At 38.8% G+C, this 22,801-nt stretch carries 16 protein-coding genes; 13 read left to right on the forward strand and 3 right to left on the reverse strand.

The genetic code is table 11. The annotated features are described in order from the left end of the window. The first annotated feature begins 427 nt into the window (after positions 1-427). From glgB to EKM66_RS04615, 6 genes are read left to right on the forward strand one after another with little or no spacing between them, the layout of a single operon-like run. Positions 428-2,311: a 1,4-alpha-glucan branching protein GlgB gene (glgB, locus tag EKM66_RS04590; protein WP_164505041.1), complete on the forward strand. Its 1,884-nt coding sequence runs from the start codon at positions 428-430 to the stop codon at positions 2,309-2,311. 30 nt (positions 2,312-2,341) lie between these two features. After that, positions 2,342-3,469 (forward strand): glucose-1-phosphate adenylyltransferase, encoded by a 1,128-nt coding sequence (locus tag EKM66_RS04595; RefSeq protein WP_164505042.1) that lies wholly within the window; start codon positions 2,342-2,344, stop codon positions 3,467-3,469. Continuing rightward, complete coding sequence (gene glgD / locus EKM66_RS04600) at positions 3,466-4,638, forward strand: glucose-1-phosphate adenylyltransferase subunit GlgD (protein ID WP_125762153.1); 1,173 nt, start codon at positions 3,466-3,468, stop codon at positions 4,636-4,638. Before EKM66_RS04595 ends, glgD begins: the two co-directional genes overlap by 4 nt. Next, positions 4,631-6,070, forward strand: coding sequence for a glycogen synthase GlgA (glgA, locus tag EKM66_RS04605; RefSeq protein ID WP_125762155.1), 1,440 nt, complete (start codon positions 4,631-4,633; stop codon positions 6,068-6,070). The genes glgD and glgA overlap by 8 nt, the downstream gene beginning before the upstream one ends. A gap of 27 nt (positions 6,071-6,097) precedes the next feature. Further along, complete coding sequence (locus EKM66_RS04610; protein ID WP_125762157.1) at positions 6,098-8,503, forward strand: glycogen/starch/alpha-glucan phosphorylase; 2,406 nt, start codon at positions 6,098-6,100, stop codon at positions 8,501-8,503. A 12-nt stretch (positions 8,504-8,515) separates the two neighbouring features. Then, positions 8,516-10,333, forward strand: a complete 1,818-nt coding sequence (locus tag EKM66_RS04615; protein WP_164505039.1) for a glycoside hydrolase family 13 protein — start codon at positions 8,516-8,518, stop codon at positions 10,331-10,333. Between the two features lie 287 nt (positions 10,334-10,620). On the opposite strand, the gene EKM66_RS04620 is transcribed toward EKM66_RS04615, so the two are convergent. Then, the gene (locus EKM66_RS04620) at positions 10,621-11,526 is read right to left on the reverse strand and encodes a proline-specific peptidase family protein (RefSeq protein ID WP_125762159.1); all 906 of its coding nucleotides are present in this window, start codon (positions 11,524-11,526) and stop codon (positions 10,621-10,623) included. 700 nt (positions 11,527-12,226) lie between these two features. Between EKM66_RS04620 and EKM66_RS04625 the strand changes: the two genes are divergently transcribed. Continuing rightward, positions 12,227-13,534 (forward strand): LPXTG cell wall anchor domain-containing protein, encoded by a 1,308-nt coding sequence (locus EKM66_RS04625; protein ID WP_125762161.1) that lies wholly within the window; start codon positions 12,227-12,229, stop codon positions 13,532-13,534. A 54-nt stretch (positions 13,535-13,588) separates the two neighbouring features. On the opposite strand, the gene EKM66_RS04630 is transcribed toward EKM66_RS04625, so the two are convergent. Continuing rightward, positions 13,589-14,803 carry an MFS transporter gene (locus EKM66_RS04630; RefSeq protein WP_125762163.1) on the reverse strand — a complete coding sequence of 405 codons (1,215 nt, stop codon included), beginning with the start codon at positions 14,801-14,803 and terminating at the stop codon, positions 13,589-13,591. A 103-nt stretch (positions 14,804-14,906) separates the two neighbouring features. Between EKM66_RS04630 and EKM66_RS04635 the strand changes: the two genes are divergently transcribed. The 5 genes from EKM66_RS04635 (at position 14,907) to EKM66_RS04655 (ending at position 19,691) form a co-directional block, all read left to right on the forward strand. Continuing rightward, entirely contained in the window at positions 14,907-15,779 is an 873-nt protein-coding gene (locus tag EKM66_RS04635; protein ID WP_125762165.1) for a LysR family transcriptional regulator, read from the forward strand. A gap of 142 nt (positions 15,780-15,921) precedes the next feature. Then, entirely contained in the window at positions 15,922-17,817 is a 1,896-nt protein-coding gene (locus tag EKM66_RS04640; protein WP_125762167.1) for a heavy metal translocating P-type ATPase, read from the forward strand. Between the two features lie 56 nt (positions 17,818-17,873). Further along, the gene (locus tag EKM66_RS04645; RefSeq protein WP_125762169.1) at positions 17,874-18,104 is read left to right on the forward strand and encodes a heavy-metal-associated domain-containing protein; all 231 of its coding nucleotides are present in this window, start codon (positions 17,874-17,876) and stop codon (positions 18,102-18,104) included. Next, a complete protein-coding gene (locus EKM66_RS04650; RefSeq protein WP_125762171.1) occupies positions 18,104-18,661 on the forward strand; it encodes a ferritin-like domain-containing protein in 558 nt (185 codons plus the stop codon). The genes EKM66_RS04645 and EKM66_RS04650 overlap by 1 nt, the downstream gene beginning before the upstream one ends. A 343-nt stretch (positions 18,662-19,004) precedes the next feature. Then, entirely contained in the window at positions 19,005-19,691 is a 687-nt protein-coding gene (locus EKM66_RS04655; protein WP_125762173.1) for a Crp/Fnr family transcriptional regulator, read from the forward strand. Between the two features lie 124 nt (positions 19,692-19,815). Here the strand turns inward: EKM66_RS04655 and EKM66_RS04660 are convergent, their stop codons facing one another. After that, entirely contained in the window at positions 19,816-20,277 is a 462-nt protein-coding gene (locus EKM66_RS04660) for a VOC family protein (protein WP_125762175.1), read from the reverse strand. A gap of 193 nt (positions 20,278-20,470) precedes the next feature. Here EKM66_RS04660 and helD point away from each other — a divergent pair, with 193 nt between their 5' ends. Next, positions 20,471-22,777 carry an RNA polymerase recycling motor HelD gene (helD, locus tag EKM66_RS04665; RefSeq protein ID WP_125762176.1) on the forward strand — a complete coding sequence of 769 codons (2,307 nt, stop codon included), beginning with the start codon at positions 20,471-20,473 and terminating at the stop codon, positions 22,775-22,777. Positions 22,778-22,801 lie beyond the last annotated feature (24 nt).

A 22,801-nucleotide genomic window follows, 5' to 3' on the forward strand; every position in this document is an offset into this window, starting at 1 on the left:
AATGCGGGATTTTTTGTAGTTAAGCGGAAAAAGTTGTGTTTAGTCGCACGTTTAAGCCGCAAATTCAACGAATTTTATAGTTACACGATTCCTTTTACACTTTTCAAGATTGGTATACTTCTTTACCACAAAAATAATTCTCCTTTTGTGATTTTTTGAACTTTACATTTTATCAAAATTGTAAATTGACTTTTCAAGTTTCAAAAGGGAGAACTTTCAAAATCATTTTAAGTTAAAAACACCCAATGAATACTGATATATCAGTATACAATCTGTATAGTAGACTTCTTGTAAAAATGGGATATTTATCAATAAAAAAATGAATATAATTGATATGAACTTCTTTGTAAAGAGGCTATAATAAGAGTCCAAGAGTAATATTGTTTGTATTTTCACGAATTATCGAAGGGAAGTGATCTTTTTGGTATTGAAGGAAACTATTGAAGATCAAGGCTACTTATTTAATACTGGTAAATCATTCAAAAGTTATGGATTTTTGGGGTGTCATGTTCAAGATAATGGTCAAACAATGTTTAATGTTTGGGCACCAAACGCTAAGTCGGTTGCTCTTGTTGGCGACTTCAACGATTGGAACGATGCCAAATTAGATAAGGTAGGTACAACGGGAATCTGGAACGGTTCTTTTGAAGGTGTCAGTCCAGGGGATCTGTACAAGTTTGCTGTAACTGGTCCAAATGGAGAACGAAATCTAAAGATTGATCCGTATGCGACTCAATTCGAAAAGAAACCTGGGGATGCTGCAGTTGTACCATCTTCAAGTAATCATCGTTGGCATGACGGATTGTGGTTAGGTCGACGTAAACGAAGCAATCCTAGTCAGCGTCCGATCAATATTTATGAAGTACATTTAGGATCTTGGAAGCGCCATGATGACGATAGTTATTATAGCTACTCCGAAATGGCCGATGAACTGATTCCATATGTTAAGGCAATGGGATATTCACATATTGAATTGATGCCGATCATGGAGCATTTACTTGATGCTTCCTGGGGGTATCAACAATTAGGATACTTTGCCGTTACTAGTCGCTTCGGTAAGATGGACGACTTCTTGAATTTTGTGGACAAATGTCATTTAGCCAATATTGGTGTCATAGTCGATTGGGTTCCGGGACACTTCATTAGGAACTACGATGCATTGTATCAATATGACGGAACTCCGACCTTTGAATATCAGGATGAAAATCGTGCCAACAATAGTCGCTGGGGTGCCTGGAATTTTGACTTGGGTAAGTCTCAAGTGCATAGTTTCTTGATTTCTAGTGCCATGTATTGGATTGAGCAGTGTCACCTGGATGGACTTAGAGTGGATGCTGTTTCCAATATGCTGTATCTCGATTATGACGATGGCAAAGAAGGCCTGACTAACAGGTATGGTGACAATCACAATCTCGAAGGTATCGAGTTTTTGCAGTTATTGAATGAAACTATCCATACAGAGCATCCTGACACATTGATGATTGCTGAAGAATCTTCTGCTTATGCTGGTGTAACGGATTCTGTAGAACAAGGCGGTTTAGGCTTTGATTACAAGTGGAACCTAGGCTGGATGCACGACACATTGAAGTTCTTTGAGATGGATCCATTGTATCGTCACGACAATTTCAATCTGCTGACCTTTGCCTTTGTTTATATGTACAATGAGAAGTTTATTTTGCCGTTTTCTCATGATGAAGTGGTTCATGGTAAGAAGTCACTAATGCACAAGATGCCGGGGGATCGCTACAATCAATTCGCTAATTTACGTACGATGATGACTTACTTGATGGCTTTTCCGGGTAAGAAGTTAACCTTTATGGGATCTGAATGGGGTCAATTTTTGGAATGGCGTGATTGGAGTCAGCTTGAATGGGTCGATTTGAAGGATCCAATGAACAACAAGATGCATGAATTCACGCAATTATTAAATCAGATCTATCACGAGCAAAGACCAATGTGGGAACAGGATTATGTTCCTGAAGGATTAAGTTATACCAACACTGATGACGCTGAGAGCTCAACTATGGGCTTCATACGCCAAGGTAAGAAGAAACGACAGTTTACAGTTGCTGCATTCAACTTTGTACCAGTTGAACGGCAAGATTATCGTATCGGCGTACCTTTTGCTGGGGAATACGAATTATTGCTTAATACTGAAGATGAGCGCTTCGGTGGTACTTGGACGAAGCTTCAAACTCACTTCGTGGCAGACGCTACTCCATACAAAGGACAGCCGGCAAGCTTCACCGTTACACTTCCAGCAATGGGAGCATTATTGATCAAACCGATTAATTTAAAATCTATCAAGTAGAGGGTGAGCCAAATGAATGAAAATGATGAAATGTTAGCCATTATTCTAGCTGGCGGACAAGGAAGCCGTTTGGGCAAATTAACTAAGTCTACTGCAAAACCAGCGATTCCTTTCGGTGGTCGTTATCGTATCATTGATTTTACTTTGAGTAATTGTGCTAATTCAGGTATTGATACTGTTGGCGTTATAACGCAGTATCAACCATTGGAATTGAATGCCCACATTGGTAATGGATCTAGTTGGGGACTAGATGATCAAAATGGCGGAGTTACTGTATTACAGCCATTTTCATCGACAGAAGGTGAGAAGTTCTTCGAAGGAACTGCTCACGCTATTTATCAAAATATTGAATATATCGACCAACAGAATCCAGAGTATCTGCTGGTTCTATCAGGTGATCACATCTATAAGATGGATTATCGTAAGATGCTGGAATATCACAAGGCTAAGAAAGCTTCATTGACTGTTGGCGTTATTCCAGTCACTACTGAAGAGGCTAAGCGCTTTGGGATGATGAATACTGATGAGACTGATCGAATCATTGAGTTTGAAGAGAAGCCTGAGCATCCAAAGAGTAACAAGGCTTCAATGGGTATCTACATCTTTAATTGGCCTACTTTGAGAAACTATCTCACAACAAGTTTCAGTACTAATAAGAAGCTAGAAGACTTCGGTAAGAATGTTATTCCAATGTATCTAGCAAACAATGAGTCAACATATGCTTATTCATTTGAAGGCTATTGGCGTGATGTGGGTACTATTCACAGTCTCTGGCAAGCCAATATGGAATTCTTATCACCACATAACAGTCTTAATATTGGTGACCACAACTGGCGTATCAATTCTAAGGCACAAGTCCTTCCGCCAATGTTTTTAACCAATACAAGTAATGTCAATAATTCAATGATCGTTGATAGTTGCTATGTTTCCGGTGAGATCGATCATTCAATTCTTTCTCAACGTGTATCTGTCGGGTCAGGCAGCAAGGTCGTCGACAGCATGATCATGCCAGGGGCAACTATTGGTAAGAATGCTGTGGTCGATCATGCACTGATAGGTGAAGAGGCTGTGATCGGTGACGATGCAGTGGTAAAAGGAACAACTGATGATATCGCCGTCGTAGGTTATGGCGAAGTTCTGGGGGTTAAAAAATCATGAAACACAATACTGTTAGCGCAATTATAAATTTGGTTGAACCATGGGAATCACTAGAACCTTTAACAACGGAACGTCCAGTGGGAACTTTGCCATTTGGTGGCCGTTATCGTCTGATAGACTTCCCATTATCTAGTATTGCTAATGCCGGGATCAGGAACGTTATGATAACTTCACCACGTTCAGGTCGTTCTGTATCAGATCACCTTCGTAGTGGTAATGACTGGAACCTTGATACTATTCGTGGTGGCTTATTCAACTTCCCATATAACGACTTATCACTTGTTTCTCCAGAGAAGAGGGACAATCTGATTCATCATTATTACGACAATACAATTCTGTTCCTAAAACGCAGTAATAGTGAATACTCGGTAATTATGGGGACACGTAATATTTGTAATATCGATCTAAGTGCATTGCTTCGTTATCATCAGGAGCGTGATAATCCTGTGACGACAGTCTATAAGAGTATTGAAGCAGATGACATTGAACCAGATACAACGGTACTTCAAGTGACCGATAACGGAATGGCCACTGCAATTGTCCCAGCTTCTAATACGAATGTTTCGCCAACTGACAATGGCAAACTTGCTAAGAGCTTAAATATTTACTTGATGAGTACGGTCGATCTGATCGATATTCTGAAGGAAGCTAATATGCGTGGTGACTTGATCAGCTTAGAGCGTTTGATGTTGCAAGCTGTTATTCAACATAATGCTAATGCCTTCGAATACACGGGCTTCTATGCCAATATTCATGATATTAAGAGCTATTACGATGCTAGTATGTCAGTTCTTAGTGAAGATAACTTCAGAGCCTTGTTTTATAGCCAACGTCGTATCTATACTAAGGTCAAGAATGAGATTCCAACCTTTTTTGCCAAGAGCTCACAAGTCAAAGGAAGCTTGTGTGGTACTGGTGGATATATTGAGGGCAAGATCGATCATTCGGTGATTTTCCGTAATGTATTCATCAATCGCAATACTGAAATCGCAGATTCTGTCATTATGCAGGGGACTAGGATCGGCGCTGGAACAACGATTGAGAATGCTGTTATAGATAAGAATGTAGTAATTGGTCCAAATTTAAAGCTGAAAGGAACCCCTGATAATCCTTTGGTGATCGGCAAGGGTAAACGGATATTTCGGCAGACGGAGGTAACAAATGACTAAGGTTTTGTTTGCATCGGCGGAGGCAGCACCATTTTATAAGACAGGTGGATTGGGTGATGTCGCCTATGCTCTTCCTAAGGCATTGAACAAGGATGTTGATGATCTGCGAATAGTAATTCCATACTATGAGAAGTTGTTTCCAGAGAAGTATCGCAAATTATTAAAGGATTGGATGTATTTTCAAGTTAGGGTAGGCTATGAAAACAAATATTGTGGCATCAAGACTTTGGAACTTGATGGACTTAAGTATTATTTGATCGACAATGAGGAATATTTCGGTCGAGACAATTTGTACGGTTATTGGGATGATGGCGAACGATTTGCCTTCTTCCAATTAGCCATTTGTGAAATGATGGAAAAAATCAACTTTATACCTGATGTGATGCACTTGAATGACTGGCACACATCATTTATCCCTGTCTTATTGAAGGACAAATACAATTGGATACAAGCTTACTCTCATATTAAGACTGTCCTGACGATTCATAATATTCAATTCCAAGGCGTCTATGATCCAATTATTTTGGGCAGCCTGTTTGGAATTGGTACTAGGACCTTTGATGAAGGAAGTATTGAGTTCTATGGCAATGTCAATTTCATGAAAGGTGGTATAACATACGCAGATGCTGTTACGACGGTGTCGCCGAGTTATGCTTCAGAAATCCAAACTCCAGACTTTGGTGAACATCTTGAAGGGATATTAAAAGATAATTCATATAAGCTTCAAGGTATCGTCAACGGAATTGATATGAAAGTCTATGATCCTGCAGCCGATGCATCAATTCCTTATAACTTTGATGCTGAACACATGGAGAATAAATTGAAGGACAAACATGCGTTACAAAAGGCAGTTGGATTACCAGAAAAGGACGTGCCAGTTTTTGCAGTGGTATCGAGATTGACTCGTCAAAAAGGTATGGATTTGTTGTTAGCTGCTTTGAATGACTTCTTGCACAAAAATGATGCGCAAGTTGTTATTCTTGGAACCGGAGATCCAGACTTGGAAGCTGGTTTCAAAGGCTACCAGGAGGCTTTCAAAGACAAATTTGCGGCCAAGATTCAATTTGACGTCAAATTAGCGCAGATGATTTATGCCGGAAGTGATATGTTCTTGATGCCGTCCGCTTTTGAACCTTGTGGTTTATCGCAAATGATGGCTATGCGTTATGGAAGCGTGCCAATTGTTCACTCAGTTGGTGGCTTACGTGACACAGTTACTCCATTCAATAAATTCACCAAGACGGGGACTGGTTTTGGGTTTGATGATTATCGTTTTGAAGTATTGGGAGAAATGATGAATTCAGCTTTTGAGTTGTACCATGATGATCCTAAAACTTGGCAAAAACTTAGAAATCAGGGAATGAGACAGGATTTCGGCTGGCAGAAGTCGGCTAAGAAATATCGTCAATTGTATCAAGAATTAGCCGACTAAATCTGGTTACTACAGGAGCAAAAAAACATGAAATTAAAAGAAGCTAAGTTTACTACGGATTTTATCAATGAAATCAAGGCTATGTATGCTGTTGATCTAAAAGAGACGTCCTCATTGGAACAATTCATTGCATTAGGACACTTGATCAAGCGTTATGACGCTGATAATTGGACTAGAACTTCTAAGAGCTATCGAAAAAATGATGACAAGCAAGTTTATTATTTTTCAATTGAATTCTTGCCAGGTAGATTACTACAGTCTAACTTGTTGAATCTTGATATTTTAGATACCGTCAGCAGTGGCTTAAAGAATCTCGGTTTGGATTTTGAAAAGATTTGCGAAGCTGAACCAGATCCTGGACTAGGAAATGGTGGATTGGGTAGACTTGCTGCATGCTATATGGATTCAATGGCTAGTTTGGGTATGGCTGGTAACGGTAATGGTATTCGTTACCGTTATGGATTATTCAAACAAGTATTCATGAATGGCTATCAAGTTGAATTGCCGGATGATTGGCTTCGTAATGGTAATGTATGGGAAGTCCGTCGTGAGAATCGTGCTTGTTTAGTTAGATTTGGTGGACACGTTTGGTTACAAGAGCAAGAAGACGGAGCACTTCGACCAGTTTACGATCATACCGATGATGTCTTAGCTGTTCCATATGATATTGGGATGGCCGGATATCACAATGATGTGACTAACACCTTGAGGTTGTGGTCAGCTGAGTTACCTCCAAGTGCTGATCAAACCTACTATTCACAACAACAACGTGACAATATTGATGATATTACCAAGGTATTATATCCTGATGATTCCAATGCTGAAGGCCGCTCACTGAGATTGCGCCAAGAGTATTTCTTTTCATCAGCTGGGATGCAGAGCATTGTTCGTCACTACTTCTTGGATCATACTAGTCTGAAGTATTTCGCTCAAAAGGTAGCGGTTCATATTAACGATACCCATCCAACTTTGGTTATCCCCGAACTCATGCGAATTTTACTTGATGAATATGACTGTTCATGGGACACGGCTTGGCAAATAACGGCCGCAACGATGAGTTATACCAATCACACCATCATGCAAGAAGCACTTGAGAAATGGCCAATAGATATGTTCAAGGGACTGCTTCCAAGAATCTATCAGATTGTTGAAGAGATCGACCGTCGCTACCGAGTTGAGAAGACTCCTATATTCGGCGACAATGTCGTTGACCGCACAGCTCCATTGGGTGATGGACAAGTTAGAATGGCCTATCTAGCAGTTATTGGTAGTCACAGTGTTAATGGTGTAGCGCCGCTACATACTGAATTACTGAAGAAGGATGTCTTGGCTGATCTTTACCGCATCTATCCTGAAAAATTCAATAATAAGACTAATGGAATCGCCGATCGTCGATGGCTAGAGTTAGCTAATCGTCCATTAACCAAGTTGATCGATCACAAGATCGGTACTGACTGGCATTCAAATCCTAAGCAATTACAAACTTTGTCGGCGTTTGAGAACGATACCGAGTTCTTGCATCAATTGGCTGAGGTTAAAGCTATAAATAAGCAGAAGTTAGCTGATTATGTGCAAGAGAAAATGAATATTACTCTTAACACTAGTGCCATTTTTGATGTACAGATCAAGCGTCTCCACGCTTATAAGCGTCAACTACTTCATGCATTAGAAATAATTCGTGAGTATTTGGATATCAAGGATCACCCCAAGAAGGATGTCACTCCAAGAGTTCACATTTTTGGCGCCAAGGCTGCTCCTAGTTATCATTACGCTAAGTCAGTTATTAAGGTTATCAATGCCTTAGCTGACTTGGTCAATAATGATCCGACCATTGGCGATAAGTTGAAGGTCGTCTTCATTCCAAATTATGGTGTTTCATTAGGCGAGTTGATCATTCCTGCCGCAGATATCAGTGAGCAGATCTCAACTGCATCTAAGGAAGCATCAGGAACTAGCAATATGAAACTAATGACTAATGGGGCTCTTTCTCTAGCTACGATGGATGGTGCCAATATTGATATCGTTAAAGCCGCCGGCGCTGAGAATGAGTATACCTTTGGATTAACAGCTGACGATGTCTATGGTTATTATCATCGTGGCGATTATCGTGCTAGAACATTCTATGATGATAATCCCGAATTACAGCGAATCGTTGGTTCCTTAATCGATAATATGATTCCCGGAATTACCACTGAAGGTCATGAAATTTATGATTCACTATTGCAATACAATGATGAATATTTTGTCTTAGCTGATTATGCTGCCTATGTTGCCAAACAAGAGAAGATCTCACATGACTTCAATGATGTTGAGGCATGGCAGAAGCGTTCATTGGCTAATATTGCTGCATCCGGTACCTTCTCCGCAGATTATGCAGTTGCCCGTTATGCGGAGGATATTTGGCAAGTTCCTTATAACCGGATCCTTAAGTAAAGAGGTAGTTCGATGAGTATTGTTATAGAATATGATTCATTTCAAACAACAAAAAAAGTTCCGTTCGGCGCAGTAGTCGAAGGAACTAATGTAGAGTTCCATATTAGAGTTCATTCCAGTGATACGATCAAACAAGTCACGTTGCACGTGGCACAAGATGGTCATTGGGACACAGAACATCAACTGCAAATGGCACCAGCAAAACTCTGTTACCATACAGATTTCACACCCAAGAATTCAGGATTGTATTTTTACTATTTTGAAGTTGTTACTGACCAAGAAGATTGCTTCTATGGTTGTATGGATGGTGGATTCGGTGGTGAGGGAGTAGTTTACCTCAAGCGTTCAGACGTTCAGATGTATCAACTAACCGTTATGAATCGAGTTGAAACTATTCCTGAATGGTATCAACATGGGTTGGCTTATCACATCTTCGTTGATCGTTTTAATAATGGTAATCCTGATGGCCACATTAATGCGCCTAAACCAGACAGTTTTATTTATGGACAGAAGTCAGATTTGCCGATGTATATTAGGAACAACAAACAAGAAGTTGTTCGTTGGGACTTTTATGGCGGTAATCTGTTGGGTATTCAGAAGAAGTTGCCGTATTTGAAGCAATTAGGTGTAACGATAATTTATTTAAGTCCGATTTTTGAAGCTCGAAGCAATCACCGTTATGACACAGGGGACTATTTAAAAATTGATCCTATGTTAGGAACGTTGGAAGATTTCGATAATTTAGTCGCCGCAATTCACGATAATGGTATGCGAGTAATTCTGGATGGTGTCTTCAATCATGTTGGTGTTACTTCAAGATACTTTAATCAAGCCGGATTATATGACACTCTGGGAGCTGCTCAATCTAAGGATAGCCGCTACTATCCTTGGTTTACTTTCACGAAGTATCCACAAGAATACGATAGTTGGTGGGGAGTAACTGACCTGCCTACTGTGGATAAGGATAACGAAGATTTTCAGAAGTTTATTTATGGCAACGATGATTCAGTTATCGATTATTGGACTTCCCGTGGGATAGATGGCTGGCGACTCGATGTTGCGGATGAATTACCAGATGAATTTATTTTGGGAATCAGACAGGCTTTGGATAAGTATCCGGATAAGATTCTAATTGGTGAAGTTTGGGAAGATGCATCTCACAAACTGGCTTATGGCAAGAGACGTCACTACATTGAAGGCGGAATGTTGCAGGCCGTTATGGATTATCCACTGCGTAAGTTGATAATTCGTGTTTTGACAGGAGATTTGAAACCATCAGAGTGGTGGCTAGAATTGATGACACTAGAAGAGAATTATCCAGATTCTGTATTTAGATATAATTTCAATAATATTGGTAGTCATGATACTGTTCGTATCTTAACAGAGTTACATGGTAATCGTGATTGGTTGCAGCAAGCTTTCGGATTGCTGTTTGCTATGCCAGGAGTTCCATGTGTTTATTATGGTGATGAAGCAGGATTAACTGGTGGAAAAGATCCAGATAATCGTGCCTTCTTCCCATGGAAACATGCGGATAAAAACATACAACAGCTAGTAGAACAGTGGTATCACTGGCGTGCAAATCATCAATGGATCGACGACGCCAAGTTTGCTCCATTCTATCTTGATAGTTATGGAATTGGATTCGTTTATTGGAAAGATGACCAGAAGTTATTGGTTGTTTTGAATACATCACCTAATAATCGTCAGGTCAATGCTAATGACTTTATGTTGGATGTTGTCCCATCAGGATTGACAGTCGAAATCAAGAAGTTTTTGACGGGTAAGAATTTGGAACATGGTGATATTAAAGTATTTGACGAATTCTAGAGAGTGGAGGGAGGACGGTCAGATCTTGAGCATTACCTAGGCAAATAATAGTGCCAACGAAGTTGGTGCAATTATTGGGCGTAGTAAGCGCAGAGGTTTGTCCTCCCGCAACTCATTTCGGCAATATAAAAAGGACTAGAGAATTTGATCTCTGGTCCTTTTTTCGTGCTTTTGAAACGAGTTGCGAAAGTCAGATTCCAGCGCTTACTACGGCTAGTAACTTCACCACTTTGTGGTAAAGCTACTAACCTAGGTAATGCTCAGAATCTCCCGACTTTCTCCACTCTCTAATCGTTAAAATTACCTGATTCAACATCTTTAATAAATGTCTTCAAGTGATCGAAGTAAACTGGTGCGTTATCGATCATGTGGTGGTGTCCACCGTTTGGTGTTGTAACTAGTCTTGCATGAGGAATCTTCTCTTGCATGATCTTAGCTGTTGATATTGGCATACTTTCATGTTCACCAAATGTTAGTAGTGTTGGTACTGTTATTTCGTGAAGATGTTTTCTGAAGTGCCAGTCTTTTAATTTACCTGTAATAACGAATTCATTGTCTCCTTGGAATGCGTTATAAACTGGTGTAGCGGTTGTATCAATCAAGTGAGAGATAGCAGCTGGTTGTTTTCTGTCGATGTATTCTTTGTTCAATACGTCAACATAACTTTGATATGTAGCATCATCAAGGTCATTTTCAGCTTCCTTTTTCTCCATGTACTTAACCTTGTCAGGACCAAGAGCATCCATACGACATTGGTTGATACTTGTAACGTATTCATCAATTTCATCAACCATACTTGAGATGATAGCACCTTTAAGGTGTTGTCCATATTTAGCAGCGTACATTTGTACTAAAGCTCCACCCCATGATTGACCGATTAAGTAGAAGTTGTCTAAGCCAAGCTTTTGTCTAACTTCTTCAACTTCGTCAAGGAAGTAGTCATAACTCAGATACTTTTCAGCAATTTCGGGATCGCTGTAGTCGGGTTGATCTGAGTACCATGAGCCAAGTTGATCATACATTGATACTTGAACGCCTAGGTCGGCAAGTTCTTCACCGAAGTTTTCCCAGTATTCATGATTTCCACCAGGTCCGCCGTGTAGGCAAAGTAATTGGATATCGCCATGACCTTGGGTATTTGTCCATAAATGGTAGCCATTATCGAGTGTGATAATTGTTGTGCCTTGTTTCATAAGTTTTCACCTTCCTATTATTATTAATAACAGTATATATCTATATTGTTTGCAGTCCAAACACAATTGTAATATTTGACTAAACATATTCGAATTATTTTCTAATAGGTAGAATAATAAAATTAAAATTTGATATAGTGGTTTTGCCGTTTCCGATTACGATAAAGTTTTATTGACCGTGGAGACCGATTCCAGCCAAGGTGCGGTCTGGAATCTCGACTTGAAGCTTTGCTCCGCAAATCTCCAAGCTCGTCTCGTGGTGTAAGAACGGAAGTACACCGTTCAACGCCACCTTCACGGTCAATAAAATTTATCGTAATCTCCAACTAGTGTTGCACCTTTCTACTGCTGTTCAAGAATACCTATATGTAAGGTAATAGAATCAGTCGTAGGTTTGAAATGCTGGAGTCAGCAGTGGCAGTGGTGTTAGGACGGTGATTTATACCGTTCTTACAGCACAGGACATCTTTTGAAATCCGTGGGTTTCGGAGTTCAAAAGTGAGATCTCAGACCGTTTTTTGGCTGAGGTCGGTCCACACAGCAGGCTCCAGCATTTCAAACCGGAGACCCAAAAACAAAGTAAATTAATTTTCTTGATATAAATCAAATGATATAATGTTAGCTTACTAATACAATAGAATATAATAACTTTATAAATTAGATTATGATAAAATTACTGTAGATTTGGGGAGGCGATATTATGAAGAGGGGTCTTGTCAAAATCTTGGCCGCAATTATATTACTCGGGGGAGTTTCTACTATAACTGCGTCTGATTTGACAACAGCATCAAATATCCAAGTTGTACGTGCTACAACGGAGGATAAAGATTCACAAGCTATTTCGTATGATGTATACAAATCAGGAACTGATGAACTTGATTTGAACGGTGGATATTTCACAAAGTCAGCGAATGTTTCACAGAATACTGATGGAACTTACAAGGTTACATTGACGATTCAAGTTCCAAAGTTGAAGACATTCGATGTTTCATCTATTGATGGTCAAACACCAGTTGTATCATCTGATTATGATGATGGTGGAAGAACTTACCGTGATATTAGTTTTAACGTTAATAGTTTGGATGCTTTAAATAATCGTATTGCCGGTACGGTTGAATCTAAGACTAAAGTTTTGGATATCGAAATGACTAAGTCAAATGTTGACTTTAGTTTTGACACTGCGACTGCATCTGGTGGTACTAGAGATAGAAGTACTTTGCTTGATAATTTGAAGTCAATCACTAATATGACTAAGGATGCGACTGGTGCAACTGCTTCAACAACGACACCAGTTACATCTGATGATACAGATTCTTCATCGTCGAAGGATATCTTGATTGAGAATCCGAAAACTAACACTAGTACCAATATTTCCAAAACTAGTGATGGACAATCAGTTACTTATAAGGTTGTAAAGAATGATGGAACTGGTTCAGCTGCATCTAACTTCCTAACTAATACTGCAACGATTACTCCTAATAGTGATGGGACTTATAATGTTGTTATGACAATTGCCTATAATAAGAAGTTAGGCGATTCAGCCGTTAACGTTAACATGGTCAATAACAAGACGGTCGATCCAAATAATATTCTGAAATACACTAAGGGTGATAACGATTATTTGAAGTTTAGCTTCAATGTCGATAACTTGGGTGACTTGAGCAAGTTGATACCAGCACAGCTTAGTCTGAATAGTCCTGATTTTGGATTGGATTCATTACTCAATTTCAACTTGGACTTCGATGGATTATCCTCATTAGATTTATCCAAGTTGGTCAATAGTTCTGATATTCCAGGAATGATTGACGATTTGAGTGATTTATCTGGTGATCTGAAGTCGATTCAAAGTGGCAATGTGACACAAGTTGCTAAAGATAAAGCTAGTGACACTGCAATGACAATATTGCCACAGACTGGTAATAGCGACAGTGGTATCTTGGTAATTATTGGTGTGACAGTATTGCTATTATGGATAATTCTCTTACGTGGAACTTATTTAAAAAATTAATGATTAGATGGGGCAAGCTTAGGCTTGTCTCTTTTTTTGATGTTTCGTAATTGGCTACCTGGAGGATGTTTTAACTTTAAGATGCTTATTTGTTCTTGTGAATGGAGCTAGTAACAAACCAATCAATTCCAAGATAACAACGAACAAAAACATACTGGCATATCCCAAATAAGCAGAAACAATACTACTGAGCATCATTCCGAAGACGTTTCCCAGTGCTTGAAAGGTCTGATTATAACTGAAGATTCTACCAAGTGATTTGTGATCAGTATTCTGAGTAAGGATTGCTTGTGCTGATGGCAATAATGCAGCGATGGAGAATCCTGTTAGAAATCTCAAAATGCTAAATATCCAAATATTGGTAATGAATATTTGTGGGATGTAAGTGATGGTTCCGATGAATAGTGCCCAGCCCAACAGTTTGGTTTGTCCGAATCGATCGCCTAGATGTCCTAAGTAAGTGGCCGAAAGTACGGTTGCAATTCCGGGGAGAGCTGAAACTAATCCACTTATCAACGTCAAATTGCTAGGATTATGTAATATCTTACTCAAGTACATACTAATAATAGGATTAACGGCATTGTTGGTTGCCTGAATTAACATAGTAATGATGAAAACAATAATAATAACTTGGGGGAGTTTCTGTGCACGCAGGGTCTCAACAATTCCAAGAACAGATTTTTTGGGAACTGGATGAAAGTCTTCTTTGACGAGAACCAAACTCAAGATGAATACGGTAGCCATCAGTAATGCCGCAATCAAGAATGTTCCTCTGAATCCGAAGAATGTTGCCAAAACACCACCAATAATTGGTCCAAGCAATAATCCGGCAGTATCACCGGTCGCAAGTGTTCCAAGGGCAAGACCACTTTTACTAGCAGGAGCTTGGCTGGCAATCATCGATTCAGAATTATTGATATAACCTGAGAAGACACCTTGAATTGCTCGAGCAATAAAAATAATCAGAATATTAGGTGCCACTGCGATTAATAGACAACAAAAAGCTAGTCCTCCGGAGGCCTTTAACAACATGGGCTTGTGTCCTTTTTGATCTGATATTTTACCCCAAAGTGGTGAAATGACTGCCTTAACTAAAAAGGTAATGGAGAAAATCAGGCCTGTAAGCAAGTTGACTTCTTTTCCTGAGTAATTTCCTAGTGTTCTCAAAAATAATGGCATTATTGGGACAATTATGGAGATTGCGCCTTCTGACATGAAGGCACCGAACCATAAGATTATTAAATTTCTGCGCCAAACTTTTTCTTTCAAAATATCACTCCAATGATTAATAAATGTAATGTTTAGATGCTATCATTGCTGATAAAATATAGTCAAAAGGTGAATTACTATTACATTTACTTATGGAGAAATTATGAATATACGTGATTTACAATATTTTCAGCATCTGGTTCAAACACAGAGTTTTACTCAAACAGCATATGATTATCAAGTTAGTCAGCCAACTATTTCACAAGCTATTAAACGAATGGAAGATCAATTAGAGACACACTTGATTATCCGTCAGGTCCACTCAAAAACCTTGTTGTTAACACCTAGTGGACAACAATTATTAGTCACGGCGAATGAAGTCTTGGCTAGTTGGAATAGTGGATTGGAATTAATTGAACGGCTGAAAAATCATCATATAAGATTAGGCATTGAGTCGTCGATTAGTGAAAGATACTTTCCTATTATCGCTAAGAAATTATTAGATAAGAAGTTACTGAATGAACTTGAAGTTGAAGAAGAAGGTTCCAAAGTATTAATAAATATGTTAAATGATGGGACAGTTGATTTGGCATTAATTGGTTCAGTTGAGGATAGTAACAATAATAAACTTCAGATGGAGAAGTTGAATGAGTTTCACTTCAACATTTGGGCACGCAAGAAACATCCACTGGCTTCTAAAGAGTTGATATCTTGGCAAGATATATTCCAATATAACTTCATAACATTGAACGATTCATATTTGAGTCACGAAGTATTTAACAACATCATGGTAGATTCGCAACCAAAGGTGACTTTTCAAAGTGATAATACTGATCTGGTATTGCAACTTATTCGGAATAATGATGATTTAGGATTTGTCTCAGATTTGATTGGAGAGCATGAAGATATTGTTCCAATGAAGTTTCAGAATAAGATATTCCCCACGGCATACATCAGTTTGGCTTATTGCAAAGATCAGGTTATGACAAATGAATTGAAGACACTGATGGATGTCATTAGGGATGTATGCCAATAATTTAATAGATAAAGTAAATCGAGACTAATTATCTTTTAGCGTATTCGAAAACTTTTTCACTTTCTTTCAAAACTTGACCTGAATCAAGTTGAACTATCTTCAAACCTAATACAATGTATTTGTGCTTAGGAGGAAAGACAATATGAAATTTAATATATGGGTTCAAAAAAATCAAAATAGAATGACTGCGGCAATCGCAATTTTAATCGTGATCAGCTTCGCCGCAAAGTTTTTACACTTACCAATGGTGGAAACACCAGCGATGATCATCGCAAGTATCATCGGTGCTATTCCAGTATTCTTACATGCTTGGACAGCTCTGATGAACAAGGTTATCAGTATTGAATTGCTTGTAACGATTGCTGTTATCGGTGCTTTCGTTATTGGTGAATATGAAGAATCAGCCGTAGTTACATTCTTGTTCTTATTCGGTAGTTACCTGGAACAAAGAACTCTACAAAAGACTCGTTCCTCTGTTAAGAATCTTACAAAAATGGCTCCAACAACCGCAGAAGTGGTTGATGAAGATGGAAATGTTTCAACAGTTGACGTTGATGACGTTGATGAAGGGGACCACGTAATTGTTAAACCCGGTGGTCAAATTCCTGTCGATGGTGTGATCGTCGAAGGAAAAGGATATATGAATGAAGCTTCAATCACTGGTGAATCAACACCAGTTGAAAAATCTATTGGTGATAAGGTATTTGCCGGTTCACTTACAGATAATGGTACTATCACCGTTGAAACAACTTCAGTCGGTGAAGATACAACATTTGGTAAAATCATTGAACTTGTTGAAGAAGCTCAAGATAGTGCTTCTCCTGCTGCTAAGTTCATTGATAAGTTCGCTACATATTACACACCAGCAGTTCTAATTATCGGTATTCTGGTTTGGATATTCACACAAGACTTCCCACTAGCTATCACAGTTCTAGTTCTTGGATGCCCTGGTGCTTTGGTTATCGGTGCTCCTGTTTCAAACGTTGCTGGAATTGGTAATGGTGCTAAAAATGGTATCTTGATGAAGGGTGGAAACGCTGTAAATACCTTCTCAAAAGTTGATACATTAGTTCTCGATAAGACTGGTACTCTAACAACTGGTCAAATGAGCGTTACAGAATTGACTCACTTTGGTAGTGACAAGGAATCAGATATGGCATTACTAAGTGCCGTTGAAGGAACATCAGATCACCCATTGGGTCGTGCAATCGTCAAGTATATCACTGGCGAAAATGTTAAAGCAGCATCAGATCTTCCAGAACTAGACACTGTCAAAGGTCAAGGATTGCAGAGTGCTGACGCTGATATCTTAGTTGGTAATGAACGTCTAATGAAAGCTAATAATGTTGTTATTAGTGATGAAGCAAGAAAAGCTATGGATACACGTGTTAACCAAGGTGATTCAATCGTCTTGATGGCTGTAAATAAAGAATTGAAGCTCGTCGTTGGTGTTAATGATCAACTTAGATCAGATGCCTTTGAAGGATTAACAGCTCTTAAAAAAGCCGGTATCAAGCGTGTTGTAATGCTTACTGGTGATAATAAAACTTCTGCACAACATGTCGCTGACAGATTACCTATCGATGAAGTACATGCAGAATTGTTACCTGAACAAAAAGTTGATTTCGTTAAGAAGTTTACTGATGAAGGACATCATGTAGCCTTCGTTGGGGATGGTATCAATGATTCACCATCACTAGCTACAGCCGATATCGGAATTGGTATGGGTACAGGTACAGATGTTGCTATCGAAACAGCCGATGTTGTTCTAGTTAAATCAAGCTTCGATGCACTAGCACATGCTTATGTATTGGCTAAGAAGACAGTTGCTAATACACAAGAAAATATCATTATTGCCGTAGGTACCGTCGCACTATTACTAATTGGTCTATTAGTAGGTGTTATTCACATGGCAAGTGGAATGTTTGTCCACGAATTCAGTATCTTGATCGTTATTTTCAACGCTATGAGATTGTTGAGAATAAAATCTTTTAAAAAAGCTCCAAAACTTGATGTAAATCAAGTTAAGACAGCATAAAGCAAACTATCATATGACTTGTAAGTTAGTTAAAGAGATTTAGGAGGAACTTAAATATGGCAAAAGTAGTATTACAATTAGGCGAATTAACATGCCCATCATGTATGACAAAAATTCAAAAGGCCGTTTCAAATCAAGACGGAGTTTCAGATGTAAAAGTTATGTTCAATGCAGGTAAAGTAAAAGCTGACATTGATCAATCAAAAGTTTCAGGTGAAGATTTAGGTAAAGTTATTACTGAATTAGGTTATGAAGTTAAGAAGATCAAGACAAAGGAGATTGCATAATGACAGAATTAACAATTGACGAGAAGTTTGCCGCAGAACAAAAACAAGCTGACGCTGATCACCACAAACCAACAGCAGGTGCTATGACAGGACACATCGTTTCTAATCACGCATATATAAACGTTAAGTTGCACCAACTAAAGTGGTTCGTTAAAGGACCAAACGCTGAGAATTACAAAGCAGTTTTGAGTGATACAATTGATGAAAATAACGCTTGGTTCGACAAGATTGCTGACCAATTGTTAGATGAAGGCGAGTTGCCACCATCAACAATGAAGGAATACTCAGACTACACAATGATCGAAGAAAATGGTGCTAACAAGTATTTGGATGCTGAAAGCATGATTCAAACAGTAGTTAATGATTTTGCAACTGACAATATGTTTGTCACACGCGCAATCAAGTTGGCACAAAATGAAGATCGCCCATTCATGGCACAAGTTCTAGTTGAATTACTTGGCTGGAATAATCACCAAATCCGTATTTATCAAGCTTTACTTGGTAATGATGCTAAGGCAGGATTTGAAGAAGACGATGATGAGGACGACGAAGACTAGAGAGTGGAGGGGAGACGGTCAGACCTTGAGCATTACCTAGATTGACGATTTTGCTACGAAGTAGCAAAGTTGTTAATCGTAGTAAGCGTAGAGGTTTGTCTCCCCGCAACTCGTTTCAGAACCGAATAAAAATAAAAAGTTCCGATACAAAAGTTAATAGAAGGGCCTAATCGGTCCTTCTATTGCTATATACAGACAGATTGCCACTTCCACTTAGGTACTTCTTAGCTGAAGGTTAGGCAATATCCTTTGAATAGTTGTTTAAAAGAATTACTATCAAAATAGATGATTTATAAATTATTAAATATGAAGACAAAAAGTACAAAATGAAAAGAGGAACAACATGGCACATCTAGCTCATAATCACACAGCTGAGGATTGTGTGGAATTAGTCACAATTTTCCAATCACTTTCTGAAGAGGATACTAAAACAGTCGCATCACTAGTTAATGACAAGCACTTTGAGAGTGGCGAATACATTTATCAAGCTGGCGATCCCGCTGATACTTTGACAATTGTTGCCCATGGACAAGCAAAAGTATTTCAAATTGCTACCAATGGTAAAGAACAAATGTTGAGAATCCTGCAGACTGGTGATTTTGACGGAGAGGCCGCACTTTTCAGTAACGAAGATCGTACTAGTTTCGCACAAGCTCTGATGCCTACCGATGTTTGCCAAATCAGACGTAGTGATTTCCAAAAATTGATGAAATCATCACCAGAACTAGCTGTTAATATGGTCAATGCCTTTGGACAACGTATCGTACAACTTGAGCAACAGACTACTGAAGCTGCAACTTCAAGTGTTGAGAGCCGACTCGCTAGTTATTTGTTAGAAACTAGTGCTGGTTTGAAACAAGAAGAGTTCGAGTTGCCATTGAAGAAAAAAGATATCGCAACATACTTGGGAACAACTCCCGAAACAATCAGTCGTAAGCTAAGTTCACTAGCCAAAGATGAATTGATTGAGAAGAAGTCTAATACTTTGATCAAGATTCTGGATGCCGATGGATTGGCTATGGTTGAATAGTGAGTAATATATTTTTACATTAAAAAATGGAGTTAACCCGTTGTTATTGAGTTAACTCCATTTTTGTGTGTAATACGTAAATGCTTGAAGATGTTAAAACATGGCATCAGATATTTAATAAGCCTTACGAGTGATCAACACTTTGTGACCAAGGGGATGTATGCAACATCCAATTAATACCATATTTGTCAGTGAAACCACCCATTTTACCACCCCAGAATTGTTCTTCAAATGGCATAGTAATGTCGACTTGTCCTGATTCTTCCAAGTGTTTGTAGAATTCATCAGCGGCCTTTGCACTCTCTGGATCTTCGCTATTGATATCTAACAATAGTGAGATTTGTCCAGATGGTTCAGCGTTACCAGTGAAGGCGTCAGCACACTCCACTTTCATACCGAGAATAGTGAACCCAGCATGCATTGTCATACTTTCTAGGTCCGCACCCTCAGGAAGACCAAATTGCTTGGCTTGTTCAGGTTGTGGGCTTAAGCGATAAACATCAGTTGCACCGAAGACGTTTTGGTAGTATTCAATGGCTTCTTTGGTATTCTTAAAAGCAAAATATGGATAAATTTGTGATTGCATCGGAATCATCTCCAAGTATTATTTGACCATATTATAGCAGGCAGAGTATACAAAATGTATGAAATTTTCAATAAAAAATGTCAAATAATAGAGTGTGGTATATCAACGTTTCAGGGTGTTCTGATAAGTTATAATTTTTGAATTCTTCCTATAAAAATGGTAATATTATTTAACTAAAAATTTCGAGGTTAATATGACAGAAAAATCTGAAATTAAGCAATTAGATGAAAAAATGATCGAGCAGGACCACCTCGATGATGTGGTTGAAAAGATCAAGGTCTCTGAAAAGAAACTTCAAGAACATATCGATATTGCCGAAGATGACTTGAAAGTCATTAACGGTGCCTTCGATGATATTCATGTTGGTATGGATGGTGATGCGATCTCAATGGATTCAGCATTGTCGATCCATGCCCAGCAACAGATGCTTGACGAACGTAATAACAGCTGGCAACAATCCAAACAACGATTGGGAATTCTCAAAAAACTAGAGAAGAATCCGTTCTTCGCTAGATTGGACTTCCAAGAAAAAGGTGAACCAAAGCGTGAAACGATTTATATCGGATTAACTTCATTCACTGACAAGACAGACCATTTCCTAGTTTATGATTGGCGTGCTCCAATCTCTAGTATTTACTATGATGGTAAGCTTGGCGATGTTGAATACCAGACACCAGATGGTTTACAGAATGTCGACTTATTCTTAAAACGTCAATTCCTAGTTGAAAATGGCAAGATTCAAGCTTATTTCGACACTCAAGAAACTATCGGTGATCAGATGTTACTTGAAGTCTTAGATGGTAAATCTTCAACTCATATGAAGGGTATCGTCAAGACTATTCAGGCAGAACAAAACAAGATCATTCGTGATACTAAGTCGAAGTTGTTGTTTGTTCAAGGTGCTGCCGGTTCTGGTAAGACTTCAGCAATCCTACAACGTATTGCGTTCTTACTATATAGATATCGTGGTACTTTAACATCCAGTCAAGTTGTTATGTTCAGTCCCAATATGTTGTTCAATGATTATATTCAAGATGTTCTACCAGAAATGGGTGAACAAAATATGGTTCAAATGACGTACAGCCAGTACTTAGCACGTCGTCTGCCTAATATCTCAGTTGAGAATCTTTCACAACAGTTTGATAAACAAGAAGATCCAGTTAAGAAGAATATCTCGAAGTTCGCTTCAGATATCGAATTCTTTAAGATTCTGACAAACTACGGTAAGTTGCTTAATCAAAGTGGTGTCAGCTTCAAGAATATTAAATTCCAAGGTAATATCTTCATTCCAAAAGAAAAGATTGCGGAGATCTATTACAGCTTTGGTCCACAATATAACTTGGGTAACAGACTAGATGCCACGGTTGAGCGTCTACAAAAGATGCTTCGTCGTAAAGTTGGAGCAGAAATGCGTTCAAAGTGGGTTTCTGAACAGATTGAAGACTTAAGTCAGGAACAATTGAAGATGCTCTACAATACTGCTGATCAAGAGTTCAAGAATGGTGACGAAGAGCACAGGTTCCTAGCTCGTAAGATAGTTATGGCAGCTATGCAAAAGGTTTACAGCCAAATCATTCACTTGAGATTCTTGAATGTTTCAGTCAACTATCTTAACTTCTTGAAGTCAGTGCCAAAAATCACTGATTTGAGCAAACAAGGGATTACTAACGACCAATGGAAACAATATGTTGATGACTTCGTTGACCTGTTCAATAACAAGCAGATCTCAATGGATAACTTGAGCCCATACTTGTACTTATACGACATGGTAACTGGTAAGCACGGCGAGTTGGATATGAAGTTTGTCTTCATTGACGAAATTCAAGATTACACACCATTCCAGCTAGCTTACTTGAAGGATAAGTTCCCAAGAGCTCGTTACACAATGTTAGGTGATCTGAATCAATCGATCTTCACTAAGAAAAACAGTCAGACACTATTATCAGAAGTTCAAGGATTGTTCAATGCGGATGAAACCCGTGTGGTTCAATTGACGCATTCATATCGTTCAACTAAGCAGATCACTGATTACACCAAGGCTATTTTGACAAATGGTCAAAAAATCGAGCCATTTAACCGTGAGGGTGACTTGCCTAATCTCATGACTGCACAAAGTGTTGCTGAGTCATTGCAACAAGTTATTGGACAATTGGATAAGAATAATCAAAAGAACTTCACGACTGCCATTATTACCAAGTCATTGGAAGAATCAGAAAAGGTTCAGTCAATGTTGCACGATAATGGAGTAGAGGCAACTTGGATTCGTTCTGAAAATCAACGTTTGGCTACTGGTACTTTGGTTCTACCATCATACTTAGCTAAAGGTTTGGAGTTCGATGCGGTTATTATGTGGGATGCATCGAAGGATAAGTTTGATGAGGATGAACAACAATTGGTTTACACGATTGCCTCACGTGCCATGCACAGACTAACAATTACGACAATTGGTGAGTTATCACCATTGTTGCAACGTGTACCGGAAAAATATTATACAGAATAGTCGTCTACAGATCTGACCTGCTAT

It is taken from the genome of Companilactobacillus hulinensis (genome assembly GCF_003946555.1).
GTDB classification, from domain to species: Bacteria; Bacillota; Bacilli; order Lactobacillales; family Lactobacillaceae; genus Companilactobacillus; species Companilactobacillus hulinensis.